This is a genomic window from Pseudodesulfovibrio halophilus DSM 5663 (assembly GCF_059568665.1).
In genome coordinates, this window is sequence record NZ_JCANTV010000016.1 from 94,271 (window position 1) to 113,822 (window position 19,552).

A 19,552-nucleotide genomic window follows, 5' to 3' on the forward strand; every position below is an offset into this window, starting at 1 on the left:
GTCGACCAAGGCTGGTGCTGTGCTGATGCCCATGCTTCTCATTTTCTGAACGGGTGTATGGACACACGCCTGAAGGCTTGGCAAGAAATTGAAAAAACGCTCAAAAAAGGGTTGACTTTTGGAGCGTTACAGGACAAATACAGTCCTCGCTTTCACACATCGCGCCGAGGTGGTGGAATTGGTAGACACGCTGTCTTGAGGGGGCAGTGGGAGAAATCCCGTGGGGGTTCGAGTCCCCCCTTCGGCACCACGAAATTGATAAAGGCTGCAACCACGGTTGCAGCCTTTTTTGTTCATGGATGGAATGGCCAGAAGTACGGGATGAACAGCGAGGCCGTGATCCAGACGAAGAGCGCCAGCGGTATCCCGAGCCTGAGAAAATCCGTGAAGCGATAGCCGCCGGGTCCGTATACGATCAGGTTGGTCTTGTAACCGATGGGCGTGGCATAACAGGCGGAAGCGCCAAAGGCGATTCCGATGATGAACGGCCTTGGATCGACTTCTAGTGCGGTTGCGGTGGCAACTCCTATCGGTACGAGAAGCACGGCGGTGGAGTTGTTGCTGAGAAAGTGAGAGAGCAGACTGGTCAGGAATATGAACGCGCTGAGGATGACATGCGGCTCCTGGCCCCGGAAGAGCGAAAGAAAGGTGTCGGCATAAAGCAGGTCCGCTCCTGTCTTCTGTAACGCCGCGCCAAGGCTGATGGTCCCTATGATAAGCATGAGTACCTTCACGTCGATGGATTGGTAGGCCTCTCGAATGGTGAGGCAGCCTGCCACGACCATGGCGAATGCCGCGGCAAACGCACCTTCCAGTATGTTGAGCGTCCCGGACGCCACCAGCGCGACCATGATCCCGAATATGACAAGCGCGGCCGGAGCTCTCTTCCAGTTGATGAGATCGAAGGCGACCTTGTCGTTAAGGGTTATGAAGTCTTCTGTCCGGCGTGTTCGTTCGAGTGTGTTCTCGTCGGTCCTCACCAGAATGATGTCTCCTATGCGCAGGGTCATGTTGCAGGCAGAATCCCAGGCGTAATGGTGTCTCCTGCGCTTGATGCCGATGAGTTGCGCGTTGCCCAGCGCTGAGATGACGGCCTCACCAGCTTTTGCTCCCTGCACATTCGATCCGGCGGGAATCAGCAGTTCCGCCATTGCGGACCCTTTGGGCGGTTCGTTCTGCTCCGTTTCCGAGCAGGCAGGCTGAATTGCATGGCCTTTTTCCACTATTCGCGTCAGGTCGTTTGCCGAAGCCTTGACCAGCACGAGGTCGCCCGGAGCCAGCGTGATGGGGGCCTTGTGGTGGAATATCTTCTGACCGCGATATACTTCATTCAACTCCATGCCTTCATATTCCGGGGCGAAACCGTTTTCGGGGCTTCGACCGACAAAGGGGCTGCCCTCGGGAATCTGAAGCTCTGAGAGGTACAGGTCGGCATCGTCTTCATCCGTTGAATGGACCGTGTCGTACTCCGGCATGAGGTAGTGGCCGAAAAAGTAGATGACGAGACCGCCCGCGATCGCAATGGGAACGCCCAGCTGCGACAGTTCGAACATGCCGATGGGATCGTTGCCCATGCCCGCAGCGACATCGCTTACCAGAATGTTGGTGGAGGTGCCGATGAGTGTACAGGTTCCAGCCAGAATCGATATGTATGAAAGGGGGATGAGGAATTTTGAGGGGGCAAATCCGTAGCGGATGCATACGGTCATGATGATGGAAATGAACAGCACCACCACCGGCGCGTTGTTCAGAAAGGCGGAGAGAGTGCCGACAAGGATGAGGCTCAGGAGCATGAGCCTTGAGGCGTTGCCCTGCGTATAGTGCACCGCGAGCCGGGTGACCATGTTCAGCGAGCCTGTTCTGACGAGCCCCTTGCTGACCACGAAGAGCGCGCCGACAGCAAGCGGCGCGGGGTTGGCGAACCCCGCAACCGCCTCTTTCGGCGAGAGCAGTCCGGAAACCATCAGCACCGCGATGATGCCCAACCCCGTCACGTCCACCGGGAGCCGCTCCGTGACCAGCAGAATCACCGAGACAGCAAGAATGACCGTGACCAGAATGACTTCCGGTGTCATGCCCGCCCCTTATCAGTTTCCTTTCCAGCGCAGCTGGTAGAGATCGGTTCGTCTGCTCTCCGCGTTTCGAACGCTTCCCTTTGCCCTCAGGCTCTTGATGAGGTCCATGTCCAGGTCGGTGATCAGCACGGTTTCGTTGCCCGGAGTGGCCTCGGCGGCGATGCCGTTTCGCGGGAACGAGAAGTCCGAGGGCGTGAAGACCGCGGACTGCGAATACTGAATCCCCATGGTCTCCACCTTGGGGATGTTCCCGACGCTGCCGGAAATTGCTACATAGCATTCGTTTTCGATAGCCCGCGCCTGTGCGCAGGTCCGCACCCGCATGTAGCCGTTGTCCGTGTCTGTCCAGAAGGGGACCAACAACAGACGCATGCCCCGTTCTGTCTGGATGCGGGCCAGCTCCGGGAATTCGACGTCATAGCAGATCAGGATTCCCACCCGGCCAACGTCGGTGTCGAATACCTTGATGGAGCTTCCGCCGTTGAGCGCCCAGCTGGAATCCTCGTCCGGGGTGATGTGCAGCTTGTACTGCGAGTCCCACGTCCCGTCGCGGCGGCAAAGGTAGCTCACGTTGTAGAGCAGGCCGTCTTCACAAATCTCGGGGACGCTCCCGGCGATGATGTTGATGTTGTAGGAGATGGCCATGTCCAGCATTTCCTGCCGCATGCGTTCGGTGAATCCGGCAAGCGAGCGCATGGCCTGCGCTGGGTGTTCGTCGGAGAACATGTGGATCAGCGGGGCGTTGAGCAGCTCGGGAAAGACCACGAGGTCCGACTTGTAGTCGGCCACGGTGTCCACGAAGAATTCGGCCTGCTGCATGAAGTCTTCAAAGTTTTCGAAACGCCGCATCTGCCACTGGACTACGCCCACTCGCGCGACGGACTTGGTACCCCCGATGAGTTTGGTGGTTTTTTCATAGCCGATGTTCACCCATTCCGAGAGTACCGCATAGCCGCAGGATGGTTCGTCTTCGTCCCAGTAGTGCTTGAGCAGGCGCTTGACCTGAAAACCGTTGGCGAGCTGGAATGAAAGGACCGGGTCGTAGAGCTCCTGCCGCTGCACGCGTTCGATGTATTCCTTGGGGCTCATTTCGGCCTGATGCTTGGAGTAGCCGGGGATGCGACCGCCGATGATGATTCCCTTGAGGTTGAGTTGCTCGCACAGCTGCTTGCGCGCGTCATAGAGGCGGCGGCCGAGGCGCATGCCGCGGTATTCGGGGTCCACGAATATTTCTATTCCGTAGAGAAAATCGCCGTCAGGGGAGTGGCGACGCATCATGCCGTCGCCGGCGACGTCGTCATAGGAGTGGTTGAGGCCCACCACGGCCATGTCCACGATCATGGTCAGCGCGACAGCCACGGGCTTGCCGTTGTCATCGATGCAGATCTGCCCTTCGGGAAATTTCTCCAGCATGGCCGCGAACTGCTCGCGGGTCCACGGTTCTGTCATGGTCCGGTATATGCGAAGCTGCATGTCACGGACATGCTCATAGTCGTCCATGCTCAAATAGCGCGGACTGAGCTTGTGGTCGTCGGGAAGCATATTATCTCCATTCTATGGTTTTCTTCAGTTCTATCCATTTTATGCAGTTGCCGAGCCTGATGTCATCCCTTTTATACGGGCGATGAATGACAAGAACCCCGTCCTACGGCAGGGCGGGGTTCTTCTTCGTTGATCTGGATCAGAAGGGATACTGCAGGGCGTCTTCGGAGCTCTTGCCGCCGTCCTTCTTGTCGATGGCACTCAGCCGGGCTTTGGCCGCCTCGCGCTGTTCCTTTCGGTCGGCGTTCTTGGCAACCGTCCTGAGCAGCTTTCTCGCCGTGTCATAGTTGCCGCGGCTTTCATAGATCATTGCGGCCCGGTACATGGCCGTGAGCGACCAGATGCTCTGTTCCGGATACTGCCACGCCAGTCTGAGGTAGTAATCGAGCGCCTTGCTTTTGTCGCGCATGGCCTGACGGCCTTCGCCCAGCCAGAAGAGGATTTCCGCCTGGAATTCACGGGGGTATGTGTCCTTTTCGGCCCAAAGGCTTGCCAGCTGGGTTTCTGCCTCCTGGAACCTGCGCTGCTGCTGAAGCATGAGCGATACACGCAGCCTCGTGATGGGCTGAATCGGCTCACCCGTTTTGGTCAGCCTCCGGAAGGTCTCCCACGCCTGCTCCTGTTTGCCGGCTTCAAGCTCCAGACGCGTGCGCGCATCGAGACGTTTGGCCCGAAACTCCTTGGAGAGCGAGTCTGTGTCCATCCGGTTCAGGTAAAAAGCAGCCAGCTGCAAATCCTTGGCATCGATGGCGCGATCCGCAAGGTAGAGCAGGGCGCTTCTTCCGAAATCGGTGCCTGTGAACAGGGTGGCCGCCCGCCGGGCAAGTGTTTCCTGTGGCTCTTTGTTCAGCTCCTGCTGCCATGCGGCGAGTACGATCAGCCTGTCCAGCGGCCAGTCGTCTTCAGCGGCATCTTCTAGGGAGCTCGGGGTCAGGGAAATCCAGAAGGGCGCTTCGCCGTTGGCGGGGGAGCGCTCGGACCCTGCAGCCACAAGCCCTGTGATGACGGGGTATTCCACAGCGGCGCGCGGGGGATTGTCGGAAACGGTCCTGGCTATGGGTGTATGGAAAGCCAGCATCCCCGCAGCCTTGAGGCTGACCGGGAGCTGTTGCCTGTCCACGGAGTTCCAGAGTGATTCGGCCCGATGCGTGTCGCCGTTTGCCAGTGCGAGCGCAAGAGAAAGATTGTCGATCAGCGCCGCCATCTGTTCAGAAATGAGTAGCGAACCTTTTTCCTGATCAAGGGCTCTCTGAGCGCGGGTGTATTCCATCCCGAGAATCTTGTCGCGGAATTTGAGCCACGGTGAAGATTGCGGATCGCCAACCAGCCATGCGGAGTTGTCGTTGCCTAGCTGCGAGGGCACATTGCCGCTCCAGAAGGCGCGGGCCTTGAGGAAGCCGCCTTGCTTCAGCGGGTCGACATCTTCCGGGGCCTTGCCGCGTTGAACATAATCCACGAAGGCCCGCCAGAAGGTCTTGAGCGCGGGGCGGTCCAATTCATTAATGGAAGACAGGGCCTTGTCAAAACGGGTGAGACTCGTATCGGCAAGAACGGTTGTGACTGTCCGAGTCGCATTGGCGCTCACGAACGGGACATAGTCTTCCTTTTCAGTTGCATGGCTGACGGGGAGGGCGGCTTTTCCGGTTTCTACCTGCCACGCGGTGTTGGCATCCCTCCAGAAGGAGTCGGAATCCATGGAGTCGCCATGTTCCAGAAGCATTCCGAGGACATCAAGCGATGACTGGCGGGAGAGGGAGAAGTTCGATCTCGCTGTCCAGAACAGCTTGCGCCAGACATCTCGCCACAGCGGCTTGAGGCCGGGCTCGGCGCGGAAGCGATCTTTCGCTTCGCCCTGATCCGGCTCCACATCCATGGAACGGCTGAACCAGAGAACGGCCTTTTCTGCCTGGCCGAGCGCACGATGGGCCCTGCCGCCGTACCAAAGACGAACTGCTTCGGTGGAGTTGTCCTCGAAAGCAGGGAGCATCTCCACGACCTGAAGGGCCTGAGCCGGAGAGCCTGTCTTGAGGTATACGCGGGCCCGGTCCAGCTGGTCGGCCGGAGTGTCGCTCTCACGGGCAGAGAGGGTTTCTTCGACCTTGTCCCACGCGCCGTAGTCTTCCAGCCACTTGTCAAAACTGTCCTTCGGTGCGGCATTGGCCGTAGTCGCGGCCACGCCAACCAGAAGGGATGCGAACAGGAGTTTCTTCAGTTTCATGTATCCGCCATTTGCGTTTGAGGCCGTTGCTGCGACCATTGATTTCACTGACCGGGAAGATAACCGGAACACGGGCGTATTTCAAATTCCTTGGTTGAAGGGAGTCCGTTGATGATGGCGAAGGTGCTTGACCAGGAATAAGTCGAATGCCCAAGATGTTTCATTTCCTCGGAAACAGCCGGGAATCTGGTTGGAAGGTATGGTTTTCGGCGCCGGCGCAGGAGGTTCGAGCATTAGTTGCTGCAAATGTTGTTCAGGATCGTTTCTGACAGAAGAAGCAATGTTGGCTGAAGGTCAGTGAAGGACTGTATGCAAAAAAGGCTGAGATGGGATTCTAAGGAGAAAGATGAAATCGATAACCCATCGTCACCCAAGGCAGGGTTTAAAGTTAACATAATTTACATTATGAGACAAACAAACATTACGTGGTGGGGTGTGAAGTTGCGGTTGTTTTGATGTCTCGTGAGATGTTGAGGGGTTGTTTGATCTGGGTGGGTGTAAACGATCGGCGGTTATCGGTTAAAGCGGTCGAGATGGAACGGGTGTCTGGATTTTGTACAGGAGGTGCCGGTGCCCACCTATGGTCCCAGTGTTCATTAAGTCTCTTCTGGAGGTGTCCCGCTGCCACCTGTCTGCCTCGCCGTCGCACGCTCTTCACTTGTCTCTGCTTGGGTGCGCCCTTTTTTGTGTCGAGTCGTCGATCCGTTGTTGAAGTTGTGTTTGCACTGAGAGTGTTCTCGTGTAGACAGGTGACTAAATCAATGTCTGAGACAGGGAGTTATGGAGGAGATGGAGGGTTTTGTCAATCGACTAAATTGTCATTTGCCTTCTGCGTTTGTCCGCTGACTTGTTCTCTGTTGCCTTGTAAATATCTTTTTTTGGCAAAAAAAAAATGCCCCGCCCTACGGGCGGGACATTCTGCTTCTCATGGGCTTTCGGAGCGTTACTGCTCTGTCTCTTCCTCTTTGGCGGCTTTCTCCTCCGCCTCGGTGTCGATGGCTTCAATCTGCTTGAGGTATTTATCGCGGCATTCATAGGAGCAGAAGTGATGAAGCTGCTCCCCTTCCCTGACGCGAATCGTGCCCTCGGTGCTGACGAAGGTTCCACAGACCGGGTCCTTGACCATGCTGCCGGTCTTGACCTGCTCCTTGAACTCTTTTTTCTTGTCCATTTCCTTTTTCTTCTTGTCGCCCATAAAGAGCTTGTAAAGCAGAAAAAGGGCGATACCGATCACGAGGAACTTGAGCACAGCGCCCTCCGAAAGTGTTGCGGCAGATCAGTCCTGCCAGATCCTGTTGCCTTCCATCCTGAATTCGATCTTGCCGAGCGCTTCGGATACGCCGGTTCCGTCCGGAAAGGCGAAATCGGGCGCAATCTCGTTTAGCGGCACGAGCACGAAGGCCCGCTGCCGCGCTCTGGGGTGCGGCAGGTCGAGGTAGCCGGTCTGCTGTTCCAGATCGCCCCAGGCGATCAGGTCCATGTCGAGCACTCTAGGGCCATTGGGCTCCTGCCGGGTACGCCCCAGCTGCCCTTCAATGGCCTGCAGGCAGGACAGAAAGCCTTCGGGGGACCATATCTCCGGGTCCACCGCCAGTTCTATCACCTGATTGGTGAACCAGGACTGGTCCTTCTTCTCCTGCGGCTCGGTCTCGTAAAGGCCGGACATCTTTTTCAGGGTGATGTCGTCGCCGTATGCTTCGAGCCTCGAGAGGGCATCATTGAGGTTGTCCTCCGTGTCTCCCACGTTGGACCCCAGCCCCACGAAGACTCTTACAGTTTGGATATCCGTGATACCGCCTCCTTGAGCAGATCATTGTTCACGGTGAGCGAGATGCGGAAGTAGCCCTCGCCCGGAGTCCCGAAGCCGTTGCCGGGAGTGAGGACGACGCCTGTCTGTTTCAGGACGTTGGTCACGAAGTCGGCGGAAGTGTTGCCTTCAGGGACTTTTGCCCACACGTAGAAGGACGCCTCGGGGACGCGGTGCTGGATGCCGATGTCGGAAAGGGCCTTGCACACCACGTCGCGGCGTTCCTTGTAGATGGCACGGAACTTCTCAGCATGCGGCTCGCCGTGACGCAGTGCGGCGATGCCCGCCTCCTGCACGGCCTGGAAGATGCCGGAGTCCACGTTTTCCTTGATTTTTCCAAGGCCGGCGATGAGCTGTTCGTTGCCCACTGCCATGGCGACGCGCCAGCCGGTCATGTTGTAGGTCTTCGAGAGCGAATGGAACTCGATGGCCACATCCTTGCCGCCTTCCACTTCGAGAATGGACAGGGGTTTGTTGGACGGATCATAGTAGATCTCGGAGTACGCGAGGTCGGAAACGACAATCACATTGAACTCCTTGGCCTTCTGGACGAGACGCTCGTAGAATTCCTTGGTGGCGGTGGCCGCGGTCGGGTTGTTCGGGTAGCAGACGAAGATCATCTTGGCGCGTGCCCAGGTGTCGTCGTCAACTGCGTCGAGATCCACGAGGAAGTCGTTCTCCTCGAGGAGCGGCAGGAACTGAACTTCGCCGCCGGCAAAGCCGGTAGCGGCCGGATAGACCGGGTAGTTCGGGGTTGCGACCAGAACGAGATCGCCCGGGTTGACGTATGCCAGCGGGAAGTGCGCGATGCCTTCCTTGGAGCCGATGAGGCTGACCACTTCGGATTCGGGGTTCAGCTCAACGTTGAAGCGCTGCCGGTACCAGTCGGCAACGGCGGTGCGGTATTCCAGCATTCCCACGTAGGAAGGGTACTGATGGTTCACCGGCTTCTTTGCCCCTTCGTGAAGGGCGTCGATGATGAATTCGGGAGTCGGCAGATCCGGGTCGCCGATGCCGAGGCTGATGATGTCTATTCCCTGTGCTGCGACTTCGGCCTTGGCCTTGTCGATGGCTGCAAAGAGATAAGGCGGCAGCGTGGCGAGACGGTCCGCAAGCTTGAATTCAGGCATTGATTTACTCTCCTTCCTAACCTGATTATTTGAACAAGGAGTTTACATAAATGGAGCGATGGCGGCTGTCAACCGAGAGCCGCCGGGCTTGCCGACGTCCGCTGGGCGGTGTATATCATTATTTGATCAACCCTCAGATGAAAGAAAGCCCTTTCCTCCGTATTTCAAACCGTTAGCGTGATAATACCGTGAGCAAGAGAGAAACCGAAACCACTGCCCTTTCCCACCCATGGGTGGACCGCTACCTCGAAAACCTGTTGGTGGAAAAGGGGCTGTCAGAAAACAGCCTCGAAAGTTATTCCGGTGACATGGACGCTCTGCTGGGCTACCTGCATGAGCGATCCATCCCTCTCGACTCGGTGGATGCGGACGTGCTTTTCCTGTATCTGACACAGCTCAAGTCGCGAGGACTGAAAGGAAAATCAATTGCCAGGCACCTGTCCAGCCTGCGCGGATTCTTTGCGTTCTGTGCCGACGAGGGATTCTGCCGCGAGAATCCGGCCGCCCTGCTGGACAACCCGAAGCTGACGCGGGACCTGCCGGAGGTGCTCTCCCGCAAGGAAGTCGAGGCCATGCTCGTCCTTCCGGACCCGCGCACCAAGCTCGGCGCACGGGACAGGGCCATGCTGGAACTCATGTACGCCGCCGGTTTGCGCGTCTCTGAAGTCATCGACCTGCGAGTGTTGGATTTTGATCCACAGACCGGAGTTCTGCGTATCTTCGGCAAGGGCGCCAAGGAGCGCCTTGTACCCGTGCATGATACGGCTCAGGAGATTCTATCCGATTACATTGACACCGTTCGTCCAACATACCGTCCCGTCACGGATCATATGTTCCTGAACCGCTCGGGCCGGGGGCTCACGAGGCAGGCTGTGTGGAAGCTCGTGAAGCGATGCGCCGCAAAGGCCGGGGTCGAACGGCCCGTGTCGCCCCACACATTCCGCCACTCCTTCGCCACCCATCTGCTCGACGGAGGCGCGGATCTGCGCACCGTACAGATACTGCTTGGTCATGCCGATATTTCGGCTACGGAAATATACACGCATGTTCAGGACGGCAGGCTCAAGGACCTTCACCGCTCGTTTCATCCCCGCTCCGACGGCTGATTTCTTTGACGCGGCCCGTGGTCTGCGGTACTTCCGGATATCCCTATGAATAAAAAAGCATCCAAAATACAGGCACGCACGGTCATCACCGCGCACGCCAACGCCGACTTCGACGCTCTGGCCGGAATCATCGCGGCCAGCAAGCTCTACCCCGACGCCGTTCTCATTTTCCCCGGCAGTCAGGAAAAGAACCTGCGAAACTTCTACATCCAGAGCACCACGTATCTCTTCAATTTCAAAGCCTTCAAGGATATCGACCCCGACTCCGTCGAGCTGCTCGTGGTGGTGGACACCCGGCAGCGGTCCCGTCTGGCGCATGTGAAACCGCTGCTGGAGAAGCCGGACATCACGGTTCACACGTACGACCACCACCCGGACTCTGACGAAGACCTTGAAGCGGATCAGGAGGTCCTGCTGCCATGGGGCTCTTCTGCCGCCATCCTCGTGGCGGAGATGAAGAAGCGTGGCATCGAGGTCGGGCCGGAAGAGGCTACCATCATCGGCCTGGGAATCTACGAGGATACCGGAGGTTTTTCCTTCTCCACCACCACGCCGCACGACTTCGAGGCCGGTGCCTGGCTGTGCGAGCGGGGCATGGACCTTCAGGTCATCTCGGACATCCTGAGCCGCGAGCTTTCCGCCGAGCAGATATCCATTCTGGGGGACCTGCTCAATCACGCCACCACGCACGACATTCACGGCGTCGAGGTGGTTGTCACGGAAGTCAGCACGGACACGTTCGTGCCGGATTTCGCCTTTCTCATTCACAAGATGATGGACGTGGAAAACATTCAGGTGCTTTTCGCGCTCGGGCGCATGGGCGACCGCATCCATCTTGTGGCGCGCTCCCGCACGCCCGAGGTCAACGTGGGGCTGATCTGCTCTTCGCTCGGCGGCGGCGGCCACGCTCAGGCGGCTTCGGCGACAATAAAGGACAAGACGCTGGCCGAAGTGCGGGACGACCTTTTCGCCCTCTTCTACTCCCAGATCGACCCGCGGGTGGTCATCGGCAACATCATCTCCGCGCCGCCAGTGGTTATCGAGGACGACAAGAGCATCGACAAGGCCGTGGAGCTGATGATTCGCTTCGGCCTCAAGGGTGTGCCTGTGGTCAAGGCCGGAACCATGGAATGCGTGGGACTCATCGAGCAGAAGATCATGGACAAGGCCTCCTCGCACAAGCTGGGGCATCTGTCCGTAAAGGAGTACATGGCATCGCGGTTTGAGACCGTCTCGCAGGATGTGGACCTGTATACGGTCATGGAGATCATCCTCGGCAAGCGTCAGCGGATGCTGCCCGTTGTGGAAGAAGGCAGCCTCATAGGCGTCATCACCCGTACGGACCTTGTGAACCTTCTGGTGGAGGAGCCGGCGAGAATCCCCGAATCCCTGCATCCTGAACGCAGCCGGGAACGAAACATCTCCTCATACATGCGGCATCGTCTCGACAAGTCCATGATCCAGATGCTGACGCAGGCTGGCGAGCTCGCCGCCTCCGAGGGATACGAAGTCTACGCTGTCGGGGGCTTCGTGCGCGACATCCTGCTGGACCGGACAAATCAGGACCTTGACCTTGTCGTGGAAGGTGACGGCATCGCCTACGCGAGAAGTCTCGCCCGTGAACTGGGCGGCCGCGTCAAATCGCACAGAAAGTTCAAAACAGCCGTGGTTCTTCTGGAAGACGGCAGGCGAATCGACGTGGCCACGGCCCGGCTCGAGTATTATCAGTACCCCGCCGCCCTGCCCACGGTGGAGCTTTCTTCCATCAAGATGGACCTGTTCCGACGCGACTTCACCATCAATGCCCTCGCCCTGCGCCTAAACCCAGACCGCTTCGGCAACATCGTGGACTTCTTCGGTGCGGAGAGGGATATCCGCAACCGTCGTGTCCGGGTGTTGCACTCACTCAGTTTCGTGGAGGATCCCACGCGGATTCTGCGCGCGGTCCGGTTTGAGCGCCGCTACGATTTCGAGATCGGCGGCCAGACCATGCGGTTGATCAAGAACGCCCTGCAGCTGGAGCTTTTCGACCGGCTTTCCGGCAGCCGCATCTGTCACGAGCTGCAGCTCATCTCGCAGGAGCAGAACCCGACGGCATGTTTCGAGCGGCTGGAGGAACTGAACATCCTTGAAGCCATTCATCCCCTTCTGAAGTTGAATCAGGAGCGCCAGCGTGTACTTGAGGAGCTGGAGCGGGTTCACGTCTGGTACAGCCTGCTCTACCTCGATCAGCCCGCGGACGCTTGGACGTTGTTTTTCCTCGGTCTTACTCAGGGCACGAAGAAGGAAGAGACCCGTGAAATATGCGAACGCCTCTACTTCTCTCCCCGGGAAATGCGAGAAGTGCTGGCGTTGCGGGACATGATCGGTGCCGCGTTCATGACGCTCATGGGCTGGAAGGAGGGAGAGTCGCCGCTGAGCGAGCTGTTCGCCGTGCTTGACCCCATGCCTGTAGAAGGCATCCTGTTCCTCATGGCCAAGAGCAGGAAGGAGTATATACGCCGCAATATTTCGCAGTACCTTGCGCGGCTGCGCGATCTGGAGACCGACATCAGCGGTCAGGACCTGTTGGATATGGGGCTGCCGTCCGGTCCCGCCATGGGAAAAATCCTCGAACGTGTCCGCAATGCCAAGATCGACGGCGAGGTAGAGACGAGACAGGAGCAGCTTAGTTTGGCCTCCAGCATCAAGGACGAACTGGGCGACGAGGCGTACGGTCGCTGAGCCCCTGCTTGCTCTTGCGGCTCAATCCGTGTAAATACGGTCTGTTGGCCGTACCCGGAAGGAGTTGACCCATGCGAGTGCGCAGAATTTCCGTAATCGGTGCGGGTAGCTTCGGCGATGACGACGAAGACCGTCGTCTCGAAATCGAAGCCGTGACGCTCGGACGGCTCATTGCCGAGAACGCTTGGGAGCTGGTCTGCGGCGGGCTCGGCGGCGTCATGGAGGCCGCCTGTCGCGGAGCCTTCGAGGCGGGCGGTATCACGCTCGGATTGTTGCCGGGTCGGGAGCTGGAGTCCGCCAACAGGTGGGTTCGGGTTCCGGTGGCTACCGGACTCGGCCAGATGCGAAATCATCTGGTGGTGCTCAACGGCGCTGCTGCCGTGGCATGCGGCGGCGGAGCCGGGACTCTTTCCGAGATTGGTCACGCCCTCAAGAGCGGCCGCGAGGTCGTGGCGATTGGTAAATGGAGTGAACTCGACGGCGTCATTCCGGCAAAAGACGCTGTCGAGGCTGTGTCGAAACTCAAGATAATACTTGATGGAGAGCGCTAAATAATGGACGTTTTATGGGCACCGTGGCGACTTGATTACATTCTCGGCCCGAAGCCCGACGAGTGCGTGTTCTGCATCCCGCAGCACACCGAGGAGGATGAGGAACGGCTGATTCTGGTCCGGGGCGAACACTGTTTCGTCATCATGAACAAGTTCCCGTATAACAACGGACATCTCATGGTCACCCCGTACCGCCACGTCAGCTGCCTCACCGAACTGACGGACGAAGAGCGCAACGACTGCATGCTCTGGATCAACCGGGCCGTTGACGTCATGAACCGGGCCTTTTCTCCGCAGGGAGTGAACATGGGGCTGAACATCGGCGAAGCCGCCGGTGCGGGGATAGCGGCTCATATGCATTTCCAGATTGTGCCGCGCTGGAACGGGGACTCCTCGTTCATGGCGGTCTTTGGCGAAACGTCAGTCATACCGGAGCATCTGCTGTCCACCTACAGGCGGCTCAAGCCCCTGTTCGAAGAATACCAAGCCTAAGGAGAAAACTTCATGCGTTACTTGAAAGTGTTGGCCCTGATCCTGCTGTTTGTCGTATCCATCCTGTTCTTCAGCCAGAACAACGAGATTCTCGCCCAGTCTCTGGTGCTGAGGCTGGATGTTCCGTATATCGCCGAGCTTCGCTCCGTTCCCCTGCCCTTCTATTTCCTCGTGCTCGGCGGATTCGTGGTCGGCGCTGTGCTGACCATGCTGTATTTCCTGAGCGAAAAGCTCAAGGCGGCCAAGAAGCTGCGCGACTGCAACAGCCGCATGGCCAGTCTTGAGCAGGAACTCAACTCTCTGCGCAACATGCCGCTGAACGAAGAGCCGGTCGGCGCTACTTCCGACAGCGACAACCAAAGCTAGGAAGGTCCCCTTGGGCTGGAATCTATTCGGACGCAAGAAAAAAAGGCTGCCCGGCGAAGACGTCCGGGCAGCCAATAACGCCGTTTCGGGGGCCGCGCCGGTACAGGATACCCGCGCGGCCATCGAGGAGCTGAGCCGTGTCGTCAAGAACGACCCGGAAGCCGTCGAGATTTATCTCGCTCTAGGCAACCTCTACCGCTCGCAGGGCGAGATCGAGCGTGCCATTCAGATCCGCAACAGCCTGATCGTCCGTCCCGGTCTGGATTCCCGCTTCAAGGCCCGGGCACTCTTCGAGCTGGGGCGCGATTTCCGCCGCGGGGGCTTTCTGGACCGCGCCCGCGACGCCTTTCGTCAGGCGCAGGAGGCCGGCACAGACGAGGGGGAGATCCTTCTGGAAAAGGCCAAGCTCAATGCGGAGCGCGGCGCTTACGGTGAGGCCGCCGCGAACTACGGACACCTCGGCCTTCCGCTTCCGCAGGCCCACTACCTTTATCGTCACGCGCTGGATTTGTTTGCGGACGAAGAGCACGCCCGCGGCGTCAAAGCGCTGAGGCAGGCGGTCAAGGTGTATCCGGGAGCATTCGAGGCATGGTCGCTGCTCGTGGTGCAGGAGTTTCGCAGTGGTCACGCTTCGCGCATGGCGTCGTTGCTCGAGGATTCGATGCACTCCATCGAACCGAGGCTTCGTTTCGTGGTTCTGGACGAGCTGTTGGCCGACATACGTCGCGCTGCAGCGGATTCGGACAGCCAAAGGTATGAAAAGGCCGTCCCCACCATGGAGGCTGTGGACACCGTCATCCCCGTGCTCGAGGAGTTGGACCCGGATGTTCTGGTTTTCTACCATGGCGCGCTGTTCCTGACTCTGCGTCATGAGCCGGACGAAGCCCGCAGGTGGCTTGAAAAGGCCCTCGTGCTCATGCCGGACTTCTGGCTGGCGCGCCTCGAACTGTTCGATATGTCTCGCTCCCGCCAGAGCCTGACGCCGTTTTTCAAGGAACAATTGGAATTCTTCATGGGACGCGCGAGAAATGTGCGGCGTTTCTTTTGCAGCCGTTGCGGACTCAAGCGCGATACGATATTCCACATCTGCCCCCGCTGCGGCAGCTGGCATTCCATTACGTTCAGAACGGAGTTCTCCAATTAAGTTCAAGGGATAGGTGTGGCAAAACCCAAAATGACCCCCATGCTGGAGCAGTACCTCCGGTTCAAGGAAGAAAACCCGGACGCTCTGCTCTTCTTCCGCATGGGCGACTTCTACGAGCTGTTTTTCGAAGATGCGGAAACGGCCGCCCGCGAAATGCAGGTGGCCCTGACCAGCCGCAACCCCAAGGACGACAACCCCATCCCCATGTGCGGTGTGCCGCATCATGCGGTGCAGACGTATCTTTCCCAGTTGCTGGATAAGGGGCACAAGGTCGCCATTTGCGACCAGATCGAGGACCCCAAGCAGGCCAAGGGCCTTGTTCAGCGTGCGGTGACCCGAGTGCTGACGCCCGGCACCGTGGTCGAGGATTCCAACCTCACCGCCAAGACCAGCAACCATCTTGCCGCAATCTACTGGGATTCGCAGTCTGGTTCCGGCGGTCTTGCGTGGGTGGATTACTCCACAGGACAATGGTCCGGTCTTCATTCCAAGAAGGAGCCGGAGCTTTGGCAATGGGCCGTGAAGATCAACCCGAGCGAGCTGCTTGTCGTTCAGGGGCGTAATGTGCCTCCGCAGTACTCGGACCTCTCGGCCACCGTCACTCAGCTTCCAGCAGGGGCGTTCTTCGACCGCACGTCGGCCGAAGAGCGCGTACTCAAGGCTCAGGAGGCGGCCAGCCTCGACCTGCTGGACCTGGACGGCAAGCCCGAGCTGGTGCGCTGTTGCGGCGCCCTGCTCGCCTATCTGGATCAGACGCAGAAAGGAAATTTCAAGCATCTCGGTGAATTCAAGCCGCTCAACCTCGGCAAGCATCTGCTGATAGACGAAGTCACTGAGCGCAACCTGGAGCTGTTCCGTCGTCTTGACGGCAGAACGGGCAAGGGAACCCTCTGGAAGGTTCTTGACCGTACCATGACCCCCATGGGCGGACGGCTTCTTGAGCGCTGCCTGCGTCAGCCGTGGCGCGAACTCGGTCCGGTGGTCAAGACGCAGGAGACCGTGGCGTTTCTGCATGGCGATGACGGGCTGCGCGGCGAACTCCGCTCCGCCCTCGACAGCGTCTACGACATGGAGCGCCTCTCCACCCGCGTGACGCTTGGGCGGGCCACTCCCAAGGATTTCACCGCCCTGAGGCGCAGTCTCTCCGTGCTGCCTAACATCCGCTCCATGCTGGAGCGGGTTACCGAAGCTCCGCAGCTGCTGGCGAGATTGCTCAAGGGCTGGGACGACATGGAGGACATCCACCTGCTGCTCGAGTCCGCGCTCGTGGACAGCCCCCCGGTTGTCATCACCGAGGGCGGCCTCTTCCGGCAGGGATATGACGCCAAGCTGGACGAGCTCATTGAGCTCACCGACCACGGCGAAGCCAAGCTTCAGGAGCTGCACAAATCCGAGACAGAAAACAGCGGGATTCCCAAGCTCAAGCTCGGTTTCAACAAGGTTTTCGGTTACTATTTCGAGATTTCCAAGGCACACCGTGGCGACATTCCTGAATACTTCATCCGCCGCCAGACGCTGGTGAACTCCGAGCGCTACATCACTCCCGAGCTCAAAGAATTGGAGGAAAAGCTCCTTTCCGCATCGGATGAACGGCGCAATCTCGAGTATCAGCTATTTCAGAATCTTCGTGACAAGCTGGCCGATGCTCGGACGCGTTTTCTCTATATGGCCGATGCCCTCGCCTCCCTTGATTACTGGCAGGGGCTCGCCGAGACCGCTCGCGTCAACGACTGGACCCGCCCCGAACTGCACGACGGCATGGAAGTCGAGATCGAGGCCGGGCGCCATCCGGTGGTCGAGGACGCCATGGGCGCGGCCAACTATATCCCCAACAGCGTCAGTATCAGCCCGGAAAAGCGCATTCTGCTCATCACCGGGCCGAACATGGCCGGTAAGTCCACGGTTCTGCGCATGGTGGCGATTTTCAGCGTCATGTCCCAGATCGGTTCCTTCGTCCCTGCCCGTGGTGCAAAGCTGGGCATGGCGGACCGCGTCTTTTCGCGGGTCGGCGCCTCCGACAATCTTTCGCAGGGGCAGTCCACCTTCATGGTGGAAATGATGGAGACCGCGCGCATCCTGAGGCAGGCGACCATGCGCAGCCTCGTCATTCTCGACGAGATAGGGCGCGGCACCAGCACATACGACGGCCTTTCGCTTGCCTGGGCCGTTGTCGAAGAACTCGCCACACGCGCCCGGGGCGGTATCCGCACGCTCTTCGCCACCCATTACCATGAACTGACCACGCTGGAGGGCAAGATTCCCGGCCTGCGGAATCTGAACATAGCGGTCAAGGAATGGAAGGGGGATATCGTCTTTCTCAGGCGGCTGGTCCCCGGCCCCGCCGATCGTTCATACGGCATCGAAGTGGCCCGTCTGGCGGGGGTTCCGAGAACCGTTGTCCTGCGTGCCCGCGACGTCCTTGCGGAACTCGAGAAAAAATCGCAGGATGAACGAGTCGGCGGCAAAGTGGAAAACGCCACCCAGACGCTGCTTCCCGGACTGGGGGCCCCTGCTCCAGCCAACTGCCCGGAGCCGGAGGAGCATCCGGTCGTCCGTCAGTTGTCTGAGCTTGATGTGGACGGGCTGACGCCCATCGAGGCGCTGACAATCCTCAATCAGTGGAAGAAATCCCTTTAGGGAGATATTTTATGCGGTTATGGATCAACGGTATTGCCGTAACGCTTGTTGCCATGCTGCTCGGCGGCTGCGCCATCGGCGTCAAGAAGTGGCCCGAGGCGGTCAAGGAGGAAGACCGTTTCGAACTCAGGCTGCTTGAAGGAAGCCGCAACGGGCAGTGCATGACCCTCAGGCTCGCCGTGGAAGGAGCGGCGAACCGGCTTGAGAGCGTGCTCGTGCAGTATGAAGTCGTCGGCGATGAATCCGACGAAGGCTGCATCGGCTGCCCCTTCATCCCGCGCGAGGCAGAACTGCTTCAGCCGGGTGATGAAGGTTTCGAGCTTTCCGGCAACGATCTGACCCTGTCCTTCTGTACGTTCGACCCGGACAGGGAATACCGCTTTCGCGTGGCGGGAGTGAACGCGCTTTCATCGCTTCCGTCGGCCACCACCGCTGTGTATGTGGCCGACCCGTCGCCAAGTCAGTAACGGTCAAAAACGGTTAAGGAGACCTGAAAATGCATCATTTCGAATTCCGCGACGGCACGCTTTTCGCCGAAGAAATCGCGGTCAACGAGCTTGCCGATAAATACGGCACTCCCCTTTATGTCTACTCCGCCGCCACTTTCAAGCGGCATTTCGAGGCGTTCGATTCCGCCTTCGACGGGCTGGAGCACATGACCTGCTATTCAGTCAAGGCCAACTCCAACCTTTCGGTACTCAAGCTGCTCGCCTCCATGGGGGCGGGTATGGACATCGTTTCCGGCGGCGAATTGTACCGCGCGCTCAAGGCTGGCGTATCTCCGGAGAAGATCGTCTACTCCGGCGTTGGCAAGAGCGCGAACGAGATTCGCGAAGCCCTCGCGGCGGACATCCTCATGTTCAACGTGGAGTCGCTTGCCGAGCTGGAAAAGATCAACGACATCGCCGATCAGGAAGGCAAGGTGGCCCGGGTCAGCTTCCGCATCAACCCGGACGTGGATCCCAAAACCCACCCTTACATTTCCACCGGCATGAAGAAGAACAAGTTCGGGCTGGACATGGAGCATTCGCTCAAGGCCTACTCCCGCGCCGTCGAGCTACCTGCCATCGAGCCCATCGGCATGGACTGCCATATCGGTTCGCAGCTCACCAGCATCGAGCCGTTCCTCGAAGCCCTGGACAAGCTCATGAACTTCAACGAAAAGCTCAAGGACATGGGCATCGAGATCAAGTATCTCGACCTCGGCGGCGGCCTTGGCATTACCTATGACGAGGAAGAACCGCCGCACCCCAAGGCGTTCGGCGAGGCGCTCACCGAAAAGCTCAAAGACCTGCCCATGACCGTAATCCTTGAACCCGGTCGCGTCATCGCGGGCAACGCGGGCATCATGGTCACCGAGGTGCTCTACACCAAGGAGACCCCGAGCAAGTCGTTCGTCATCGTTGACGGCGCCATGAACGATCTGGTCCGCCCTTCCCTCTACGATTCCTTCCACCGCATCGGCGAAGCCGAACAGCACGGGCGTGAAGAGCGCGACGTGGACGTTGTCGGGCCGATCTGCGAGTCCGGCGATTTCCTCGCCCGCGATCGTCAGCTGCCGTGGGTGCATCAGGGCGAACGCCTCGTATGCTATTCCGCGGGCGCATACGGTTTCACCATGTCCTCCAACTACAATTCCCGCCGCAGGGCCTGTGAGCTCATCGTGGACGGGGACAAGGTGACGGTGGCGCGCAAGCGCGAATCGTACGAGGACCTCATAGCCAACGAGCTGTAATTCCAATGGGCCGGAATCGCAGCGA

Annotated in this window: 15 protein-coding genes and 1 tRNA gene; 10 read left to right on the forward strand and 6 right to left on the reverse strand. The window is 58.9% G+C overall.

Annotated elements, in window-relative coordinates; translation table 11 throughout:
• Positions 1 to 163: 163 nt before the first annotated feature.
• Positions 164 to 250: transfer RNA gene (locus BR24_RS15875), tRNA-Leu, on the forward strand.
• A 43-nt stretch (positions 251 to 293) separates the two neighbouring features.
• Here the strand turns inward: BR24_RS15875 and BR24_RS15880 are convergent.
• The 6 genes from BR24_RS15880 to BR24_RS15905 all read right to left on the reverse strand — a co-directional run bounded on the left by BR24_RS15880 (position 294) and on the right by BR24_RS15905 (position 8,772).
• Complete coding sequence (locus BR24_RS15880) at positions 294 to 2,075, reverse strand: sodium:proton antiporter (RefSeq protein WP_496542453.1); 1,782 nt, start codon at positions 2,073 to 2,075, stop codon at positions 294 to 296.
• Between the two features lie 12 nt (positions 2,076 to 2,087).
• Positions 2,088 to 3,617, reverse strand: coding sequence for a GNAT family N-acetyltransferase (locus BR24_RS15885; protein WP_496542454.1), 1,530 nt, complete (start codon positions 3,615 to 3,617; stop codon positions 2,088 to 2,090).
• A 139-nt stretch (positions 3,618 to 3,756) separates the two neighbouring features.
• Positions 3,757 to 5,835, reverse strand: coding sequence for a tetratricopeptide repeat protein (locus BR24_RS15890; protein WP_496542455.1), 2,079 nt, complete (start codon positions 5,833 to 5,835; stop codon positions 3,757 to 3,759).
• Between the two features lie 943 nt (positions 5,836 to 6,778).
• A complete protein-coding gene (locus tag BR24_RS15895) occupies positions 6,779 to 7,084 on the reverse strand; it encodes a transcriptional regulator (RefSeq protein WP_496542456.1) in 306 nt (101 codons plus the stop codon).
• A gap of 27 nt (positions 7,085 to 7,111) precedes the next feature.
• Entirely contained in the window at positions 7,112 to 7,597 is a 486-nt protein-coding gene (folK, locus tag BR24_RS15900; RefSeq protein ID WP_496542457.1) for a 2-amino-4-hydroxy-6-hydroxymethyldihydropteridine diphosphokinase, read from the reverse strand.
• Positions 7,598 to 7,605: 8 nt separating this feature from the next.
• Positions 7,606 to 8,772: an LL-diaminopimelate aminotransferase gene (locus BR24_RS15905; RefSeq protein WP_496542458.1), complete on the reverse strand. Its 1,167-nt coding sequence runs from the start codon at positions 8,770 to 8,772 to the stop codon at positions 7,606 to 7,608.
• A 188-nt stretch (positions 8,773 to 8,960) separates the two neighbouring features.
• Here BR24_RS15905 and xerD point away from each other — a divergent pair, with 188 nt between their 5' ends.
• The 9 genes from xerD to lysA all read left to right on the forward strand — a co-directional run bounded on the left by xerD (position 8,961) and on the right by lysA (position 19,527).
• Complete coding sequence (gene xerD, locus BR24_RS15910; RefSeq protein WP_496542459.1) at positions 8,961 to 9,878, forward strand: site-specific tyrosine recombinase XerD; 918 nt, start codon at positions 8,961 to 8,963, stop codon at positions 9,876 to 9,878.
• Positions 9,879 to 9,923: 45 nt separating this feature from the next.
• The gene (locus tag BR24_RS15915; RefSeq protein WP_496542460.1) at positions 9,924 to 12,602 is read left to right on the forward strand and encodes a CBS domain-containing protein; all 2,679 of its coding nucleotides are present in this window, start codon (positions 9,924 to 9,926) and stop codon (positions 12,600 to 12,602) included.
• 71 nt (positions 12,603 to 12,673) lie between these two features.
• Positions 12,674 to 13,153, forward strand: coding sequence for an SLOG cluster 4 domain-containing protein (locus tag BR24_RS15920; RefSeq protein ID WP_496542461.1), 480 nt, complete (start codon positions 12,674 to 12,676; stop codon positions 13,151 to 13,153).
• A gap of 3 nt (positions 13,154 to 13,156) precedes the next feature.
• Positions 13,157 to 13,645, forward strand: a complete 489-nt coding sequence (locus tag BR24_RS15925) for an HIT family protein (RefSeq protein WP_018125164.1) — start codon at positions 13,157 to 13,159, stop codon at positions 13,643 to 13,645.
• A 12-nt stretch (positions 13,646 to 13,657) separates the two neighbouring features.
• On the forward strand, positions 13,658 to 14,011 hold the full coding sequence (locus tag BR24_RS15930; protein ID WP_496542462.1) for a LapA family protein: 354 nt from the start codon (positions 13,658 to 13,660) through the stop codon (positions 14,009 to 14,011).
• Positions 14,012 to 14,021: 10 nt separating this feature from the next.
• The gene (locus BR24_RS15935) at positions 14,022 to 15,155 is read left to right on the forward strand and encodes a tetratricopeptide repeat protein (RefSeq protein ID WP_496542463.1); all 1,134 of its coding nucleotides are present in this window, start codon (positions 14,022 to 14,024) and stop codon (positions 15,153 to 15,155) included.
• Between the two features lie 39 nt (positions 15,156 to 15,194).
• Positions 15,195 to 17,792: a DNA mismatch repair protein MutS gene (mutS, locus tag BR24_RS15940; RefSeq protein ID WP_496542479.1), complete on the forward strand. Its 2,598-nt coding sequence runs from the start codon at positions 15,195 to 15,197 to the stop codon at positions 17,790 to 17,792.
• A gap of 11 nt (positions 17,793 to 17,803) precedes the next feature.
• The gene (locus BR24_RS15945) at positions 17,804 to 18,259 is read left to right on the forward strand and encodes a hypothetical protein (RefSeq protein ID WP_496542464.1); all 456 of its coding nucleotides are present in this window, start codon (positions 17,804 to 17,806) and stop codon (positions 18,257 to 18,259) included.
• Between the two features lie 29 nt (positions 18,260 to 18,288).
• Positions 18,289 to 19,527, forward strand: coding sequence for a diaminopimelate decarboxylase (lysA, locus tag BR24_RS15950; protein ID WP_496542465.1), 1,239 nt, complete (start codon positions 18,289 to 18,291; stop codon positions 19,525 to 19,527).
• Positions 19,528 to 19,552 lie beyond the last annotated feature (25 nt).